This window comes from Chryseobacterium scophthalmum, assembly GCF_900143185.1.
Taxonomy (GTDB): Bacteria; Bacteroidota; Bacteroidia; order Flavobacteriales; family Weeksellaceae; genus Chryseobacterium; species Chryseobacterium scophthalmum.
Genome location: NZ_FSRQ01000006.1, coordinates 99,275 through 115,546, shown reverse-complemented (window position 1 = coordinate 115,546; position 16,272 = coordinate 99,275). Strand labels below are relative to the sequence as shown.

Annotated in this window: 18 protein-coding genes; all 18 read left to right on the top strand. The window is 31.1% G+C overall.

Annotated features, from left to right (window positions below; translation table 11 throughout):
• Window positions 1-81 precede the first annotated feature (81 nt).
• The 18 genes from arr to BUR17_RS19945 all read left to right on the top strand — a co-directional run bounded on the left by arr (window position 82) and on the right by BUR17_RS19945 (window position 16,242).
• Window positions 82-507: an NAD(+)--rifampin ADP-ribosyltransferase gene (gene arr, locus BUR17_RS20030; protein ID WP_074232265.1), complete on the top strand. Its 426-nt coding sequence runs from the start codon at window positions 82-84 to the stop codon at window positions 505-507.
• Window positions 508-681: 174 nt separating this feature from the next.
• Entirely contained in the window at window positions 682-1,242 is a 561-nt protein-coding gene (locus BUR17_RS20025) for a DUF7822 domain-containing protein (protein WP_074232264.1), read from the top strand.
• 61 nt (window positions 1,243-1,303) lie between these two features.
• On the top strand, window positions 1,304-1,528 hold the full coding sequence (locus tag BUR17_RS20020; RefSeq protein ID WP_074232263.1) for a hypothetical protein: 225 nt from the start codon (window positions 1,304-1,306) through the stop codon (window positions 1,526-1,528).
• 111 nt (window positions 1,529-1,639) lie between these two features.
• Window positions 1,640-3,514, top strand: coding sequence for a leucine-rich repeat domain-containing protein (locus BUR17_RS20015; protein ID WP_074232262.1), 1,875 nt, complete (start codon window positions 1,640-1,642; stop codon window positions 3,512-3,514).
• A gap of 119 nt (window positions 3,515-3,633) precedes the next feature.
• On the top strand, window positions 3,634-4,758 hold the full coding sequence (locus BUR17_RS20010; protein ID WP_074232261.1) for a hypothetical protein: 1,125 nt from the start codon (window positions 3,634-3,636) through the stop codon (window positions 4,756-4,758).
• A gap of 137 nt (window positions 4,759-4,895) precedes the next feature.
• Window positions 4,896-5,639: a hypothetical protein gene (locus tag BUR17_RS20005; protein WP_074232260.1), complete on the top strand. Its 744-nt coding sequence runs from the start codon at window positions 4,896-4,898 to the stop codon at window positions 5,637-5,639.
• A gap of 24 nt (window positions 5,640-5,663) precedes the next feature.
• A complete protein-coding gene (locus BUR17_RS20000) occupies window positions 5,664-5,969 on the top strand; it encodes a hypothetical protein (protein WP_074232259.1) in 306 nt (101 codons plus the stop codon).
• A gap of 155 nt (window positions 5,970-6,124) precedes the next feature.
• A complete protein-coding gene (locus tag BUR17_RS19995; protein ID WP_074232258.1) occupies window positions 6,125-6,970 on the top strand; it encodes a metallophosphoesterase family protein in 846 nt (281 codons plus the stop codon).
• A gap of 411 nt (window positions 6,971-7,381) precedes the next feature.
• The gene (locus BUR17_RS19990) at window positions 7,382-8,830 is read left to right on the top strand and encodes an MBOAT family O-acyltransferase (RefSeq protein WP_074232257.1); all 1,449 of its coding nucleotides are present in this window, start codon (window positions 7,382-7,384) and stop codon (window positions 8,828-8,830) included.
• A 3-nt stretch (window positions 8,831-8,833) separates the two neighbouring features.
• On the top strand, window positions 8,834-9,868 hold the full coding sequence (locus BUR17_RS19985; protein WP_084550833.1) for an alginate O-acetyltransferase AlgX-related protein: 1,035 nt from the start codon (window positions 8,834-8,836) through the stop codon (window positions 9,866-9,868).
• Between the two features lie 127 nt (window positions 9,869-9,995).
• Window positions 9,996-10,493 carry a GNAT family N-acetyltransferase gene (locus BUR17_RS19980; RefSeq protein ID WP_074232255.1) on the top strand — a complete coding sequence of 166 codons (498 nt, stop codon included), beginning with the start codon at window positions 9,996-9,998 and terminating at the stop codon, window positions 10,491-10,493.
• A 107-nt stretch (window positions 10,494-10,600) separates the two neighbouring features.
• Complete coding sequence (locus BUR17_RS19975) at window positions 10,601-11,119, top strand: DinB family protein (RefSeq protein WP_074232254.1); 519 nt, start codon at window positions 10,601-10,603, stop codon at window positions 11,117-11,119.
• Between the two features lie 192 nt (window positions 11,120-11,311).
• Window positions 11,312-12,295, top strand: coding sequence for an alpha/beta hydrolase (locus BUR17_RS19970; RefSeq protein WP_143747631.1), 984 nt, complete (start codon window positions 11,312-11,314; stop codon window positions 12,293-12,295).
• A 75-nt stretch (window positions 12,296-12,370) separates the two neighbouring features.
• The gene (locus BUR17_RS19965; RefSeq protein ID WP_074232253.1) at window positions 12,371-13,231 is read left to right on the top strand and encodes an AadS family aminoglycoside 6-adenylyltransferase; all 861 of its coding nucleotides are present in this window, start codon (window positions 12,371-12,373) and stop codon (window positions 13,229-13,231) included.
• Window positions 13,232-13,319: 88 nt separating this feature from the next.
• Window positions 13,320-14,621, top strand: coding sequence for a DUF2268 domain-containing putative Zn-dependent protease (locus tag BUR17_RS19960; protein WP_074232252.1), 1,302 nt, complete (start codon window positions 13,320-13,322; stop codon window positions 14,619-14,621).
• Between the two features lie 40 nt (window positions 14,622-14,661).
• Window positions 14,662-15,420, top strand: a complete 759-nt coding sequence (locus BUR17_RS19955) for a hypothetical protein (protein WP_074232251.1) — start codon at window positions 14,662-14,664, stop codon at window positions 15,418-15,420.
• A 4-nt stretch (window positions 15,421-15,424) separates the two neighbouring features.
• Window positions 15,425-15,787, top strand: a complete 363-nt coding sequence (locus BUR17_RS19950; protein ID WP_074232250.1) for a DUF2200 domain-containing protein — start codon at window positions 15,425-15,427, stop codon at window positions 15,785-15,787.
• Window positions 15,788-15,801: 14 nt separating this feature from the next.
• A complete protein-coding gene (locus tag BUR17_RS19945; RefSeq protein ID WP_074232249.1) occupies window positions 15,802-16,242 on the top strand; it encodes a DUF1801 domain-containing protein in 441 nt (146 codons plus the stop codon).
• The last annotated feature ends 30 nt before the right edge of the window (window positions 16,243-16,272 follow it).

The window sequence follows — 16,272 nt, the reverse complement described above, 5'->3', positions numbered from 1 at the left end:
ACTCAATTTTCAAAGTAGTTTTCTATTTCAAAACAAATTCCTAAGTTTACAGGTTCTGCAAACCTCAAAAATCCTTTCGTAATGGAAAACAAAAAAGATGAACAAATTTTGGATAAAGGTCCGTTCTACCACGGTACAAAAGCTGATCTACAAATTGGCGATCTGCTTAATGCCGGATTCGAGTCGAATTATTATCCCGAGATTATTATGAATCACATCTATTTTACGGCATTACAAAACGGCGCCGGATTAGCTGCTGCGCTCGCAAAAGGTGATGGTAATGAAAGGATTTATATCGTAGAACCAACAGGAATCTTTGAAAATGATCCCAATGTAACCGATAAAAAATTTCCGGGAAACCCTACCCGATCTTATCGAAGTACAGAACCTTTAAAGATTGTTGGCGAAGTCACCGAATGGATTAAACTGACCGATGAAGAACTTCAAAACTGGAGAGAAAGAATTGCAAAACTTCGGGAAAATCCGGATGCGGAAATAATTAATTAAAAGTATCAGTTTTTAATTGATTTTTTAAACTCTCTTAAGTCTCAAGTATTGTAGTGGTAAAATAATCTTAGATAAATCTGTGAATTCTCAGCTAATATACACAACTTTAGTTGTAAAATATTTTCACAATACGTAGATTTGAAATTCTACAAAAACTAATAAAACTAATAACCAATGGCAAACAGAGCATATTTATACAGTGCTAATAAAGAATTAACCAAATTCCGTGATGTATCGGAATGTCCCAATGAAATTCCTTTATTCTATAAAATCATTTTGGGTTCTGAAACACAAATGTCTACCTCTAAAATATGGAACTTTGAACTCCCCATTGTCATAACAGGAGATTTTAAAAATGGACTGAAGAAATTTTACAATTTTTTAGATTACCTAGAAACTCAGGAGTCTGTTGATAAACAAAAAATTGCCGAATTTAAAAATGAAACAGACGATTTCATCGAAAAGCATCCGGAAAGAGAACTGGATTTATTGTTTTTAGAAGGAGGAGAAATTGATGACTTGGTTGGAGATATCTACCCTCTTGAAGAGCAAAATGAAGCACTTTACGATGAAATCATTTCAATCTCTAAAGACATTGATGAAATTCTGGAGAAAAAACCGGAAAATGTATTTGACTTTAATGATATATACTGGTTGCAAGCGATAAAAGATGACATCAATACATTGTCTGTATATTGGACGTATGTTTCCTATTATTCATTCAACAAATCTTAAAAGAGGATGAAATTATTATTAATAAGGTTTTGAGTTTTGTTGAATAAAATTATCAAACCCAATGAAAGAGATTATCAATTTAAATTTCAACAATACAGAATATGAAGTTGAAGTTACCGGAAATGTCGATAAAATAGAAGGATTTATTTATTACTCTTTGAAATTTGACGAAGAAAATTCTATTTTAATTTCAAAATATGATGGAGAAAAATGGAGAATGGTTAATATGAAAGATCACGATTTTTTCGCTCAAAAATTAGGCGAGATTATTGAAAATACACCTTAAAAAAACATAACTAATTAAAATTTTGACAAACAGCGTAAGAATAAAAGAAAACATTACCATTATTCTCCTATAATTTCTCCATTTATTTTTAGACTATTTTATATAAAACTAATGAAAAACATCATCAGTCTCATAGAAACTTGGGATTCAGCTCATATTACAACCGCTTTAGCCGAGTTAAAAACTGATAAAGCTTTAGAAAATAACATTATTACTCGTTATGAATCGCTTTTACAGGCAATTGGTGGGAAAACACTCAAATCTTTGGCACATTTGCCGAAAAAATGGGGGAAATTAAACAACGAAAAGAAAGCCGCAGTGATCGAGGCATTTCCTGCCGATGCCGTTTTCTTTACAAATATCTTGGATCTGAATGCAAAACTTCGGGTAGATGCGTGGCGCGATTCACATTATTCGCACCAAATTCCAAATTCTTTAAGTGGTATTCCCAATTTAAAAAATGTTACAGAACTGCATTTGAAACATCAACAATGGGAAACGTTACCAGTAGAAATTGGCGAAATGGAAAACTTAGAAGTTTTGAATGTAAGCTGCAATAAATTGAGAGAACTTCCTGATTTTATATTGAAATTAAAAAAATTGCGTGTTCTTAATCTCAAACAAAATTATGGTTTAAAAACAATACCGGATATTTCAGAATTGACGAATCTGGAAAACGTCGATTTTGTTTATACTGATATTAAAACGCTTTCAGAAGGATTTTTCAATCTCAAAAACCTCAAAGAAATAAACACTGCTGAATCTGATCTAGATAAAGATACAGCAATCATGCGCCGTTTAATCAAAACTTTTCCAAATGCAGAAATTTATACCAATGCAAGAAAAGCTATTGAACTGGAAGATAATGTAGATGAAGATGAGTTTTTAAACAAAGAAAAAATCGATATCAGTGAATATAATCTGAATTACCTGCCTGAAAATCTGTTTCGTGCAAATGCAGTAAAACATTTGAAAATTCGCTGTTGGAACTTAAAAGAACTGTCTGATAATTTTGATGCATTACAAACCTTAGAAACCCTGGCTTTAGATATTGGATATGACGTTGCTATTATTCCATCAAGTATTTTTAGATTGAAAAACTTAAAAGAACTTACAATAAAGGGTTCAGGTATCAATTCTCTGCCAGATAATATGGAAGGGTTGGGAAATTTGGAGCATTTGGAAATGGAGCATTTGCAGATTAAAGCATTACCCAATTCATTCAAGCAATTAAAAAATCTTAGATCTTTTAAAATAAAATACGGCACTTTTGATATTTTTGATGCGATTGCAGGTTTAACGAATCTGGAAAAGATTGAATTGGAAGATTATAACACTCCTTTCATCATTGCTGCACCACTTACTCAACTCATCAACCTTCGGGAATTACGCATTCGTGCCAATCAAAAAATAACAGACGCCATTTTTCATTTGCCAAAAAGCATTAAAAAATTAAGGCTCCGCGACAACACCCGAAAAGATGAAGAAACCAAACTATCACTTGGAAAAGTGCTTAATCATTTTGATCAGGCAACCGAACTGGATTTTGAACACATAGATTTTTCGGATATTTCAGAGCCGATTTTACCAAATAATAGTCTTAACACTTTAAGTTTAGACTATGCAAAAATGACCAAACTCCCCGATTCTTTTTCCAATCTGACAAGTCTGACTTATTTCAGAATGTTTGCTTGTAGTTTAGAAAAACTAAATCCGGTTTTGTACGATTGTCACAATTTGCAAAACATTCGTTTATCTAATGCAAAATTTCAAAGTATTCCTACAGGTATTTCAAAACTTCAAAATCTTAAACATATCGGCTTTGAATGTTCTGATATAGAAATATTACCTGACGATATTCTGGATATGAAAAATCTGGAAAAAATCTCTTTAGAAAACTGTCCTTTGTACAAAAACAAAGATTTTAAGACGTTAATAAAAAAGAAAATTAAAGGTATAAAAATTGTGAAAGGCTGGTATGATTAAGAAAGTTGCTATTTTAAAAACCTATTGCTTATTTCAACTTGCTCATTTATAAGATATATCCTATATTTGGGAAATTTTTAACAACAAACTAATAACAATTGAATTCTTAGATTATAACCATGAAAACTACACGTTTATTATTATTGCTATCATTACTTTTCTTTAGTTTTGGTAAAGCACAACTTTCGGCATTTATCAATGGTAAAGAAGTAAAATCTGGCGCAACAATTTCTAAAAATGACTTAGCAACTTTACAGGTCAGCTTCAAAAAACCAAAAAGTGTAACCATTTATTCTGGTTTTTCAAACTTGTATGTAGAGTTTTCAGATAATACCAAAACTTATATCACCCATTGGGGTATGCAGAAAGACGGCTATACTGCTATGGAAGATTTTCTTAAAAACACACCAGCTACAAAGAAATTCAGTGTTTTTGAAGGAAATGATTTTTACACTAAAGGAAATAAACTTCAATGGGTTTTGGATGGAGCCAATGGATTGGAAAAGCAAAAAACCATAAGAGTAGAAATCGGACTTTGGGTTAAGGAAGAAACAGGTTATCAGCAATATGGACAAAAAGTTCAATTATTAGAACCCATCTATTTCAACGTTCCTATTTGGGAAGCAAAAAATCTATATCTTCCTTACCTTGATGCAATCATAGATAAAACCAATATAAAAGATGATATAGATGTAACACAAACAGGACAATTAGGTAGAAGTGATACAGAAATAGGCTATAAAATGTATTCTAATCAGGTAGCCTATAAAGTTTTTGCTTTTGAAAAAAGTTCACATCCTGGTCTGAATGTAGATGAACTGGCAAAAGATTTTATTTACGCAGCTACTTATGAGTCAAATAATGATAAAGTAAAAAAAAATCATGAATATGATTTAAAAAAATATGAATTACCTTGGTATCATATCTGTATTTTTTTCAGAGATGAAAGAATCCAAAATCTAAATTACAATCTAAACAAAGAGATAAAGTCTTTAGATTTAATGAGTTTGTATCAAAAAGTTGAATTTGGTAAAATGAAGGGGTATTCGTTTCAGTCAAGTTTATTTAATTCTACAGATGGAAAATACAATAAGGATGTTGGTCAGTTTAAAATATTTATTCTAAATCATCCTACAAATCCTGATATTATTTTGATGATGTGCAATGAAATTGGAAGAAGTACAGCAACAGCACAGGATGTAGATACATACATGCAGACTTTTCTAAAAAGCATTAAGCAATAAATTATTCGAATCAACGGAACAGGATCTAAATAAAATTTTACATTTTGTAGTAACAGTTGCATCAAAAAGTAAGATTAGGATTTAATACCGCTTGGCAAAAAACAAAAAAACAATAACCTAAATAATAATTAAAAAACATGAAAAGTAAATCAATTTTAGTAGCATCATTTTTTTCTGTTGCATTCCTACTTACATCTTGCGGACAAAAAGATCAAAACGTAGAAATGGGCAAAGAGTTTAAAGTGTATGAAAACCCAATAACAATTTTAAAATTAGAAGAAAGCAAAGTATTACGAAACGACAAAGATTCTACCCTACTTATTGCTCCAAATGGTAAAAAATATGTTTATTTTGAAGTGAAGAATCCTAAAAATGAAATGATTTTCCTTAAAGCTTTCAACAAAGATGCAGAAGTAAAAAGCGATGACAACGTTAATCTTGCTTATTATTCTCACGATATAGACAACGGTTTTGATGACGAGTTTTTTCTAATTGATGATAATAGTTCAATAGATAAAGTAGTGATCACAAATCCTTCCGAAGAGCAATTCGTTCTTATGAATCCTAAAATTACAAAGTCCAGCAATGTAATTTCTCCTGAAGCTCAAAAAATAGTAGACTCTTTCTCTAAAGAAATAAATTTATTAAATGCCTTTGCTCCGTATGTAAAAGACGGTAAAGATGTGATGACTATTACAAAAAACGAAGGAGATTTGCCTGTAAACCGTATGAGCATGAAAGCAGAAGTAAATTATTTTTCCAAAGATGGTAAATTTTATATTTTCAAAACTACCGACATTTTCAAAAACATAGCAAAGGTATATACAACCTGGGAGAATGGTAAAATTACAAGCTTAGTGGTAAAACCTCATTATAAATAATCTTTTTAACTAAAAAACTATACTATGCAATTAGGAAGATTATTTGGGATTCTTGCCATTTTTTGTGGTGGCATATTCACATATTTAGGATATGGAATGATGGAAACAACAGGATCAGTTTTTAAATTTGTTCTAGCAGCACCGGTTTTTGTTTTAATCGGAATTGCAATGTTTGTTTTTCCGGGAGGAGATATTACAACAACTGAAAGTAAAAATAAAACAAAAGATCCTAAAGTTTGGGTGAGTGACGCTCCGAAAAGCCACAAAATTGCATGGGCAATCGCGGGCGTAATTGGATTTATAATTTCCATTACTGTATTCAAAATATAATTGGTAGGTTTAGAAATTTAGCAATAAACAAAATCCCGAATTTCACGTTCGGGATTTTTGTCTCTAAAGAATTATGGGATAGCTAAATCTGTTTTAATCTTAATTGTTTTCGATTATCTTTAATTTTATTTTTTTAAATGCAAAAAATATAAATAATGAGAGTAGCTATTTTTTCTGACATACACGGTAAGATGCTATTGCCTTTCAAACTGGTAGATTTATACCAAAAAGAAACAGGCAACAAAATTGATTTCATCCTGCAATGCGGAGATATGGGAGCTTATCCGAACATAGAAAATCTGGACAAGGCAACGATAAAGCATGCTCAATATGACAGAGATGAACTGGGATTTCATGACGATTTTATTAAAACAGATCAAAAAATAAAGTTATTTTTAGATGAACTTAATATCAATATGATCTGTGTTCGTGGAAATCATGAAGATCACGATTTTTTAAATAATCTGGAAAAGGAAAATTCTCAAAACAGCCTGTTTCCAATTGATGTTTATGAAAGAGTTTTTGTCTGCAGATCGGGTTTACAACAAAAATTAGAAACAGAAAATGAAGTTTTAAATTTTGTAGGCATCGGCAGAATCGGAGACAGAAAAGGAAGATCAGAAAAACGTTTTATTCAGGATTACGAAAGAAAGGAAATCAAAAAGCTGTTAAAAACAAAAGACACTTTTGATATCTTAATTACCCACGATAAAGACGATAGCCAAAGCGGTTATGGTATGACTGAAATCAGAGAAATATTGGATAATGTAATTTTTCATTATCATTTTTATGGACATACAGGAGAAGCTTTTAAACAGGAAACAGATTTTAATGGCATCACAGAATCCATAAAAGTAAAGGAGCTGAAATTTAACGAAAGTGGAATTTTAGAAAAAGGCTGTATGGTAATCTTGACAAAAGAAAACGGAGAATTAAGCATTGAAACTGTTGATCAGAAACTGACGAATAAAATGACAAAGTTTAATTGGAAACTTCAGTAAAAAATGTTTAACAAATAGTTTCAGATAAAGTAAAATGGAAAGATTTTCAAACAGCACAGAGGCACTGATGAATGAAGCTGAAATTGAAATAGGAATATTAGCTAAAAACAAGAGTTTTAAATTTGAATAATGGTGGTTTCACTTTTGAATCATTCTTTGGTTTAATGAAAATGATAAAAGGGGGGGTATTGAAAATATTAACTAAAAGTCTGCACAAATGTAAATATAGCCCATGATAGTGATTTTCATACAAGGACAAGTTAAGTTTTCATCAGCAATGAATTTTCCGCCAGAAAATATATATCTTAGTAGACGTATTAATCCATTTGTCAATGTACAAAACTACGGAACGCTCCGCATCCTCTACAAACTAAATTTGTAAAAAAACTAAAAAACAGATAAAATAAAAAGATGCTTTTTAACTCAATAGGCTTTGTAATATTTTTACCCGTAGTATTTCTGCTTTATTGGTTTTTAACAAATAAAAATCTCAAACTTCAAAATATATTATTACTCTTATCAAGCTACTTTTTTTATGCTTGCTGGGATTGGCGTTTTTTATTTTTGCTTATGTTTTCTACGCTTTTAGATTATTTTACAGGCTTGAAAATGCAGGATGCAAACAATCAAAAAAGAAAACGATTTTGGTTTTGGCTAAGCGTAGCAGTAAATCTTGGATTTCTTGGTATATTTAAATATTACAACTTCTTTGCAGAATCTTTTGCCGAAACAATTTCTTATGTCGGTTTGCAAGTCAACCCTTGGACATTAAAAGTAATTCTTCCGGTTGGTATTTCTTTTTACACATTTCACGGGCTTTCTTATGTGATCGATATTTATAAACGTAGAATTAAAGCAGAAAGTAATGTTGTAGACTATGCCGTTTTTGTGAGTTTCTTTCCTTTACTTGTTGCCGGACCCATTGAAAGAGCAACCCATTTACTACCACAAATAAAAAAAAGACGAACTTTTGATTACACAAAAGCCGTCGACGGTTTAAAGCAAATACTTTGGGGACTTTTCAAGAAAATAGTTATCGCTGATAATTGTGCTGAGTTTGCCAATCAAATTTTCAACAATTCTGCTGATCAATCCGGAAGTAATTTAGCATTAGGAGCTATTTTTTTTGCCTTTCAGATTTATGGAGATTTTTCTGGATATTCTGATATTGCTATAGGAACTGCAAGACTTTTTGGAATAGATTTATTAAGAAATTTTGCATTCCCCTATTTTTCAAGAGACATTGCAGAATTTTGGAGGCGTTGGCATATTTCGCTTTCTTCGTGGTTCAAAGATTATTTATACATTCCATTAGGTGGCAGCAAAGGAGGAAACTGGATGCGTATCCGCAACACATTTATTATTTTTATTGTAAGTGGTTTTTGGCACGGTGCAAACTGGACTTTTATTGTTTGGGGAGCATTAAATGCTCTTTTTATTTTGCCATCTATTATCATGAAAACCAACCGTAATAATTTAGAAACAGTAGCACAGGGAAATTTATTGCCCACAGTAAAAGAGTTTTTTCAAATGACCATAACCTTTACTTTGGCTGTGTTTGCATGGATATTTTTCAGAGCAGAAAATATAACACACGCACTTTCGTACATTTCAGGTATATTTTCTAAATCTCTTTTTTCTATTCCAACTATTACACCCCATTTTCCCGTTCTTATTATTATCATTCTTATTATTATTTTTACTATTATTGAATGGTTGGGCAGAGAACAGCAATACGCTATTGCAATGCTGGGAACAAAATGGAAAAGCTCGTTAAGATATGCAATGTATTATGCTATTATCATTGCAATATTTTGGTTTGCAGGAAAAGATCAACAGTTTATTTATTTTCAGTTTTAATCTATGAAAAGATTTATTTCAAAAACGGCAATCTTCATTATACCCTTCTTGGTTTTATACATCATTACGTTTTTGTTTTTCACAGTTAATGCTGGAGACTTATTGCGTATAGGATTCATTCCCTCTACAGATAAAAAATATCGGCAAAATTTCACATCCTACAACCATGAAATGAAGTTTACTGAGCTATCAAAATCGAAAGCGAAAACATATCAAATACTGACTATTGGAGATTCGTTTTCAGAACAGGGAAAGAGTGGTTATCAAAATGTTTTAGCCAATGATTTCAGTATTCTGCACGTTGACCGCTTTATTTCAAACAATCAGATTCAAAAATTGGTTGAATTGTCCAATGGTAATTTTTTTGATACCTATAATGTTCAATATGTGATTTTACAAGGTGTAGAAAGAGATTTAATTGATGACGTAAAAAATATAAACAATAAATCCAGAACTGACATTCATCAAATAGATTCGATAGTTACAAATCATAAACCCGAACAAAACAAAGAAGAATACAATTTCTTTTCCCGTACAACTTTAAGATTTCCTTATTACGCTTTGAAATACTTCACAGACAAAAATTATTTATCAAATGAACAAGTTTATAATGTTGAATTAAATACGAAATCATTATTTAGCAATAATTCAAATAAGTTACTTTTTTATTATAAAGACTTGAATAATACCAGGCAAAACAATTTACCTGAAAATGCAATCAAACTCAACAGAATTTTAAACAACATCTCAGAAAAACTTAAAGAAAAAAATATAACACTTATATTTTTACCTTCACCAGATAAATACGATATCTATTATGATTATATTGTTGATAAGCAAAATCTGACGAAGCCTATATTTTTTGATAACTTCAAAAAGCTTAATAAAGAATACATTTGCATCAACTCAAAAGAAATATTGACAGAGGAATTAAAAAATAAAAAAGACATTTACTATTTTGATGATACTCATTGGTCACCAATAGCATCGGTGATCATAGCACAAAAAATAAAAGAAATAATAATGTCACATAAATAAAGTAAAAACATACAACAAAATATTTCCATAAAGCCATTGTTTCAGACACTATAAATGAAGAAGATTGCAAAGCTAAATAAAAGCAATCAATATTTATGAGTAAAAAATCACCCAATTATAAAAGTAAATGAACCTTCCACCTTACGATAAATTCCCGGAAATTGTTTCCGAAACCATCATTTTGAGAGAAATTCAAAATGATGATATTAAAGATATTGTTGAAATATCTTTCTATGATGCAATGCCTGCTTTGAATGTTGAAAATGCAAAAGAAATGCAGGAGAGAATTAATCTGGATTACCAAAACGGTTCATCAATTCATTGGGGAATTGCCAATAAACAAACCAATCAAATTATGGGAACTTTGAGTTATTATCGTGGCTTTGATCATGGAATGGGAGAACTGGGTTGTATTTTGAAATCTGAATTTCATGGAAAAGGTTTTATGACCACAGCGATGAAACAGGCTGCCGAATTTGGTGTTAATTATATGGGTCTTACAAAAGTAATTGCGATTACAGACAAAAATAACAGTAACGCAATAAAACTTTTTGACAGAGTTGGTTTTGTTAAAACGAGAGATCTTGAAGAAAATGAAATTGAATATCAATTTGTAAATAAATAGTAACCAGAATACTATGAAACCGTTCTTTAAATAAAGCGGTTTTTGTTTTAATAAAAATCAAACACTTTTTATTAATTTTATAACACCAAACTATAAAATATTTCACAATGAATCTAAAAACTTTAATGACTCACACCGCTCAGTACAACAATTGGGTTGTTAACAAGTACATCGACTGGCTTTCTACAAAATCTGATGAACAACTTAATCAGGAAGTTATTTCAAGCTTTCCGACAATCTTAAAAACATTGCATCACATTTGGCAAACACAGGAATATTGGTGGAGTCATATCGGAGAAAATGATGATTTTGATTTTGCTGCCACTTCAGCAACAACCGGTAAAGAAGAAATTTTCAATGCTATCAGAAACAACTCTCGAAAACTAATGGAGTATGTAGAAAGTTTATCTGAAGAAGATCTTATAAAAAATGTAAAAATTGACTCACAATGGTTTCAGTGTGATTTTTCAAAATATGAATACATTCAGCATATCATTTTACACGGAACGTATCACAGAGGGCAAATTGTAACGATGGGACGAAATATAGGAATCACCGACGCACCAATGACAGATTATAATTTCTGGAATATTTATAAAGAAACAGACGTACCAATTATGAACTAAGTACAAACAAACAACTGAAATAATTTATTTTAATGATAAAAAATCAGCGTGTAGAAAAGGTTTCTTAAGAATTTTTATAAACCGTTCAGATTTCTGGACGGTTTTTTTGTTTTTAAAATATTCGTATTGATGTAAAATGTAAATTTGATTTATAACAAATCACTGAAAAGCAAGACACAAACAAAAAATTATATGAAAAATTTTGGAGTATTTTTAATGTTTAATTGCATTGGCTTTATCTTTAATTCATGTCAGGATAAAAAGACAGAGAAAGAAACAGAAAGCAATAATATTAAAGTAGCTGATAAGATTGAAACCGAACCTCAAGAAATCCCGATTTGGAATAAATCAATTCCGGATTTTGAACTTATTAAAGGTACCGAATCCTATAATGATGGAATGGCGACAAATGTCTCAAAACCAACCATGACAGTTTTCTCTCCCAAAGGAAAAAATACAGGCGTTGCTGTTATTGTTTATCCGGGTGGAGGTTACAACAAACTTGCGATTAATCTTGAAGGCTCAGAAATTTGTAAATGGCTCGCTTCAATCGGAGTTACAGGAATATTATTAAAATACAGAGTTCCAGCTTCTGGTCCGCATTATAACGAAGAATGCGATTGTGAAAAAGATCCCGTAAAACCTTTGGCTTTACAAGATGCACAAAGAAGTTTAGGCTTGGTTCGTGCACGAGCAAAAGAATGGAATATTGATCCAAATAAAATTGGAGTGATGGGATTTTCTGCAGGTGGACATTTGGTTGCAGATTTGAGCACCAATTATAGAGAAAGAGCCTATCCTTTGACGGATGAATTTGATAATATAAGCTGTAAACCCAACTTCGGAATTGTTTTTTATCCTGGACATATGACATTTCATACCACAAAACCTTATGAATTAAATCCAATGATTCCGGTTGATCGCGAAACTCCGCCTACCTTTATTTTGCAGGCCGGAAATGATAACATTGATAAAATTGAAAATTCTTTGGTTTATTATATGGCATTACACAAAGCAGGCGTTCATGCAGAATATCATATCTATTCGGAAGGAGGTCACGCTTTTGGATTGAAAGAATCTGCACAAAAAATTCCAAATTGGGAAAAACTGCCAATTGCAGATTGGGAAGTTCTGGTTGAAAGATGGCTTAAAACAATAAAAATGACTTCAGATTAATCAAGACGCATAGAAAAGAAGTTTCTATCGAAAAAACTAACGTAAAAAAAATTGCACTAAATCATTTCACTTAAAATGAAAGCCAGAGAAGAAAAATTAAAATCCATTATTAATTGGTCAGAAAATAACGAAGATGTAAGAGCGGTTTTACTCACAAGTTCACTTATAAATCCTCTTGCGTCTGTTGATGAATTTAGTGATTTAGATATTGAACTTATTTTTGAAAATAATACACAATATATTTCAGACAATAATTGGACACATCATTTTGGAAATCCAATTACGATGATTGAAGAAGATGAAAATAGCTTCGATGGAAAACATGCAATGAAAATGATTTTGTATGATGATCATGTAAAAGTTGATTTTAAACTATTCAGCAAAGACAAGTTTCTGGAAGAAGTAAAACTGAAAGAATTACCTGAAGATTGGGATATTGGCTATAAAGTTCTAATCGACAAAGAAGAAATAACAAAGGAAATGCAGAAACCCAGCTTTCAGGTTTCCATCATCAAAAAACCATCAAAAGAAGAGTTCCAACATATTCTCAATGACTTTTGGTGGGACACAACTTACGTTGCAAAATGTCTAGCAAGAAATGAAATATTTTATGCAAAATTTATGTCGGAAACCAATATCCGAACTGAATATCTAATTCCTCTCATCGAATGGTATATCGCAAGTAAGCACAACTGGAACATAACAACCAATAAATACGGAAGGCTTTTTAAAAAATATCTAAACCATGAAATGTGGCTGAAAACAGAGCAAACATTTTCAGGAAGTAATATAAAAGATAATTGGACAGCTTTATTGGCAATGGCTGATTTAGTTTCAGAAATCGGAACTGAATTGTCGGAAAAGTTAGATTATGAATATCCTTTTAAATTAGAAAAAGATATCCGGAAGTATTTAAACGAGCTTAAAATAAAATAAAAATGTTTTCTCCGGACAATATTCTCCTATTTCGCATTTTTGTTTAATTTAGTTGGGTTGAAGCAACCTGAAAATTATTAAATACAATATGAAGAAACTGCTTAGTTTGATAATCATTTTATGTTTAGCAACGGCTACATTTGCACAAAAAAATAAACAGGTTTTTGTATCGACAGACATTGATAATTTTTGGACTGCTTATGACAAAATAAATGCTACCAAAGACAGTGCTCAGCAATATAAGCTATTAAAAAATCTTTATCTTGATAAAGGAACTCCCGGACTAAAAAGTCTGATTAAAGTTCGCAACTATTCAGAAAAAGAATTTATTAGCTGGATGACACAATATCCAAAATTCTGGTCTTCATTAAAACCCAATACCTTAAAAGTAAAAAGTCTTTACCCGAAAATAAATGCAAATATTCAGAAGCTTAAAAAAGCATATCCTGATTTAAAACCTGCCACAATTTATTTTTCATTTGGTGCTTTCAGAACAGGGGGAACAATTGATGGAAACAGGGTTTTAATTGGAAGTGAACTGTCATTAGCAGATAAAACCACCATCATCGATGAGTTTCCAACTTGGCGACAAAACTTCTATAAAAATCAAAATCCTTTTCATGAACTGCCTTTGTTGTGTACCCACGAATACATCCATACCCAACAAAAAGAATTAGTTGAAAATTTACTTTCGATGTGTTTGTATGAAGGGGTTGCAGAGTTTATTTCCTGCAAAGTTACCAATACAAAATCTGATGCACCTGCCATTGAATTCGGAAAAGCAAATCAAAAAATCGTTGTTGATAAATTTGTATCTGATCTGTTTATCATCAATAATAATTACAATTGGCTTTGGGGAGAGAATAAAAATGAATTAAAAGTAAGAGATTTAGGATATTATATTGGTTATGAAATTTGCGAACGCTATTATAACCTTTCAAAAGACAAAGTAAAAGCAGTTAAAGAGCTTATTGAGCTTGACTACACCAATGAAAAAGAAGTTGAATGTATTGTTGATTTAACCAAATTATTGCCAAAAACTTTAGAAGAATTAAATAGCGATTACGAAAAACAAAGACCGACAGTTGTAAAATTATTACCATTTGAAAATGGCAGCCAAAATGTAAAATCAGGTCTTACAAAAATTACAATTTCCTTTTCTGAATCTTTATTAAAACACAACACAGGGTTAGATTATGGACCTCTTGGAAAAGATCACTGCCCTAAAATTAGACCTGAAAGATTTTTTAGTGAAGATGGAAAATCTTGGACATTTGAAGCCGATCTGAAACCTAATCAGCACTATCAAATTTTGATTTCCAGCAATTTTAGAAAAGAAAATGGAGTAAGACTTAAACCTTATTTAATTGACTTTAAAACAATTGACTAACAACAGGTTTAATTGTAAATACAGATTTATTAACTATAAAATGAAATTCAGATTATTACTTTTAATTGTACTCGTTTCTCAAATTTACTTTTCTCAAATTAAAAAAATTGATACCATTAAAGTTGCCAACATCAACTATGTTATTGATTTATTTAAAAAGAAAAATATTGAAGACATTTCACAAAATGTGAATTTTCCCCTAAGAAGAGAATATCCGATTCCGGAAATTAAAAATAGAGAACAGTTTAAACAACGTTTCAATCAAGTTTTTGACGAGTTACTTATTAATGAAATTGCTGATTCAAAACTCAAACAATGGTCAGAAGTTGGTTGGAGGGGAAGTATGCTCAATAACGGAACTGTATGGATAGACAGTGATGAAGGAAAAATAATTGCGGTAAACTATCAAAGTGATTTTGAAAAAAAGCTGAGAAAAGAGCTTATCGATAAGGAAAAAGAAAATGTACACAGTTCGTTAAAAACTTTCGAAAGCCCGACTTACAAAATAAAAACTAAGAAATATCTGATTAGAATTGACGAATTAGAAAACAAAAAATACAGATATGCTTCCTGGAAAATAAGTAAAAAAGAATCGTCAAAACCCGACCTCATTCTGAACAATGGAGAATTGGATTTTCAGGGAAGTGGCGGAAATCACGTTATTACTTTTACCAATGGGAATTATATCTATAAAGTTTACAGAAATATTATTGGAGAAGAAAATACACCCGACATCACTCTTGAAGTCGAAGAAAATGAAAAAATTATTCTACATCAAAACGGAACCTTAATAAAATAAAAACATGAAACCGACACCCCAACATAATGAGAGAATTGCGAAAATGACCTTTTCATCGGTTTATCCACACTACATTACAAAGGTAGAAAGCAAAGGCAGAACCGTTGAAGAATTGCATCAGGTGATAGAATGGTTAACCGGTTTTAATGCTAAAAAACTACAGGGACTGGTTGATGAAAAAGTAACATTTGAAACCTTTTTTGAGAATGCAAAACTAAATCCTAATGCTCATCTTATAACAGGAGTAATCTGTGGCTACAGAATTGAAGAAATTGAAAACCCACTGACAAAACAGGCTAGGTATTTAGATAAATTAGTCGACGAATTGGCAAAAGGCAGAAAAATGGAAAAGATTTTAAGACAGTAATCTCAATCGAAATTATGGCAAAAACAAAGACAACGTACACCGAGATAGACGTAAAAGATTTTTTAGATTCTTATGTTGACAATGAGCAGAAAAAAACCGACAGTTTACAATTGATAGAACTGATGCAGGAATGGTCTGATTCTGAACCCAAAATGTGGGGTCCATCGATTATAGGATTTGGAAATTATCATTATAAATATGCAAGCGGGCACGAAGGTGACGCGCCGGTTATTGGGTTTTCGCCCAGAAAAGCAGCGTTTTCGCTGTACGTTTACTCCGATACTGAAAAAAGTAAATTATTACTACCAAATCTTGGAAAATTTAAAATGAGTAAGGCCTGTATTTATATAAAAAAACTTTCTGATATTGATGTTTCTATTTTAAAGGAACTTTGTATGGAATCAATTCAATACATCAGTGAACATCATGAATGTTCTTGCAGAGCCAAATCATAGGATTTAAAATAATTTATAAATTAGACTTTA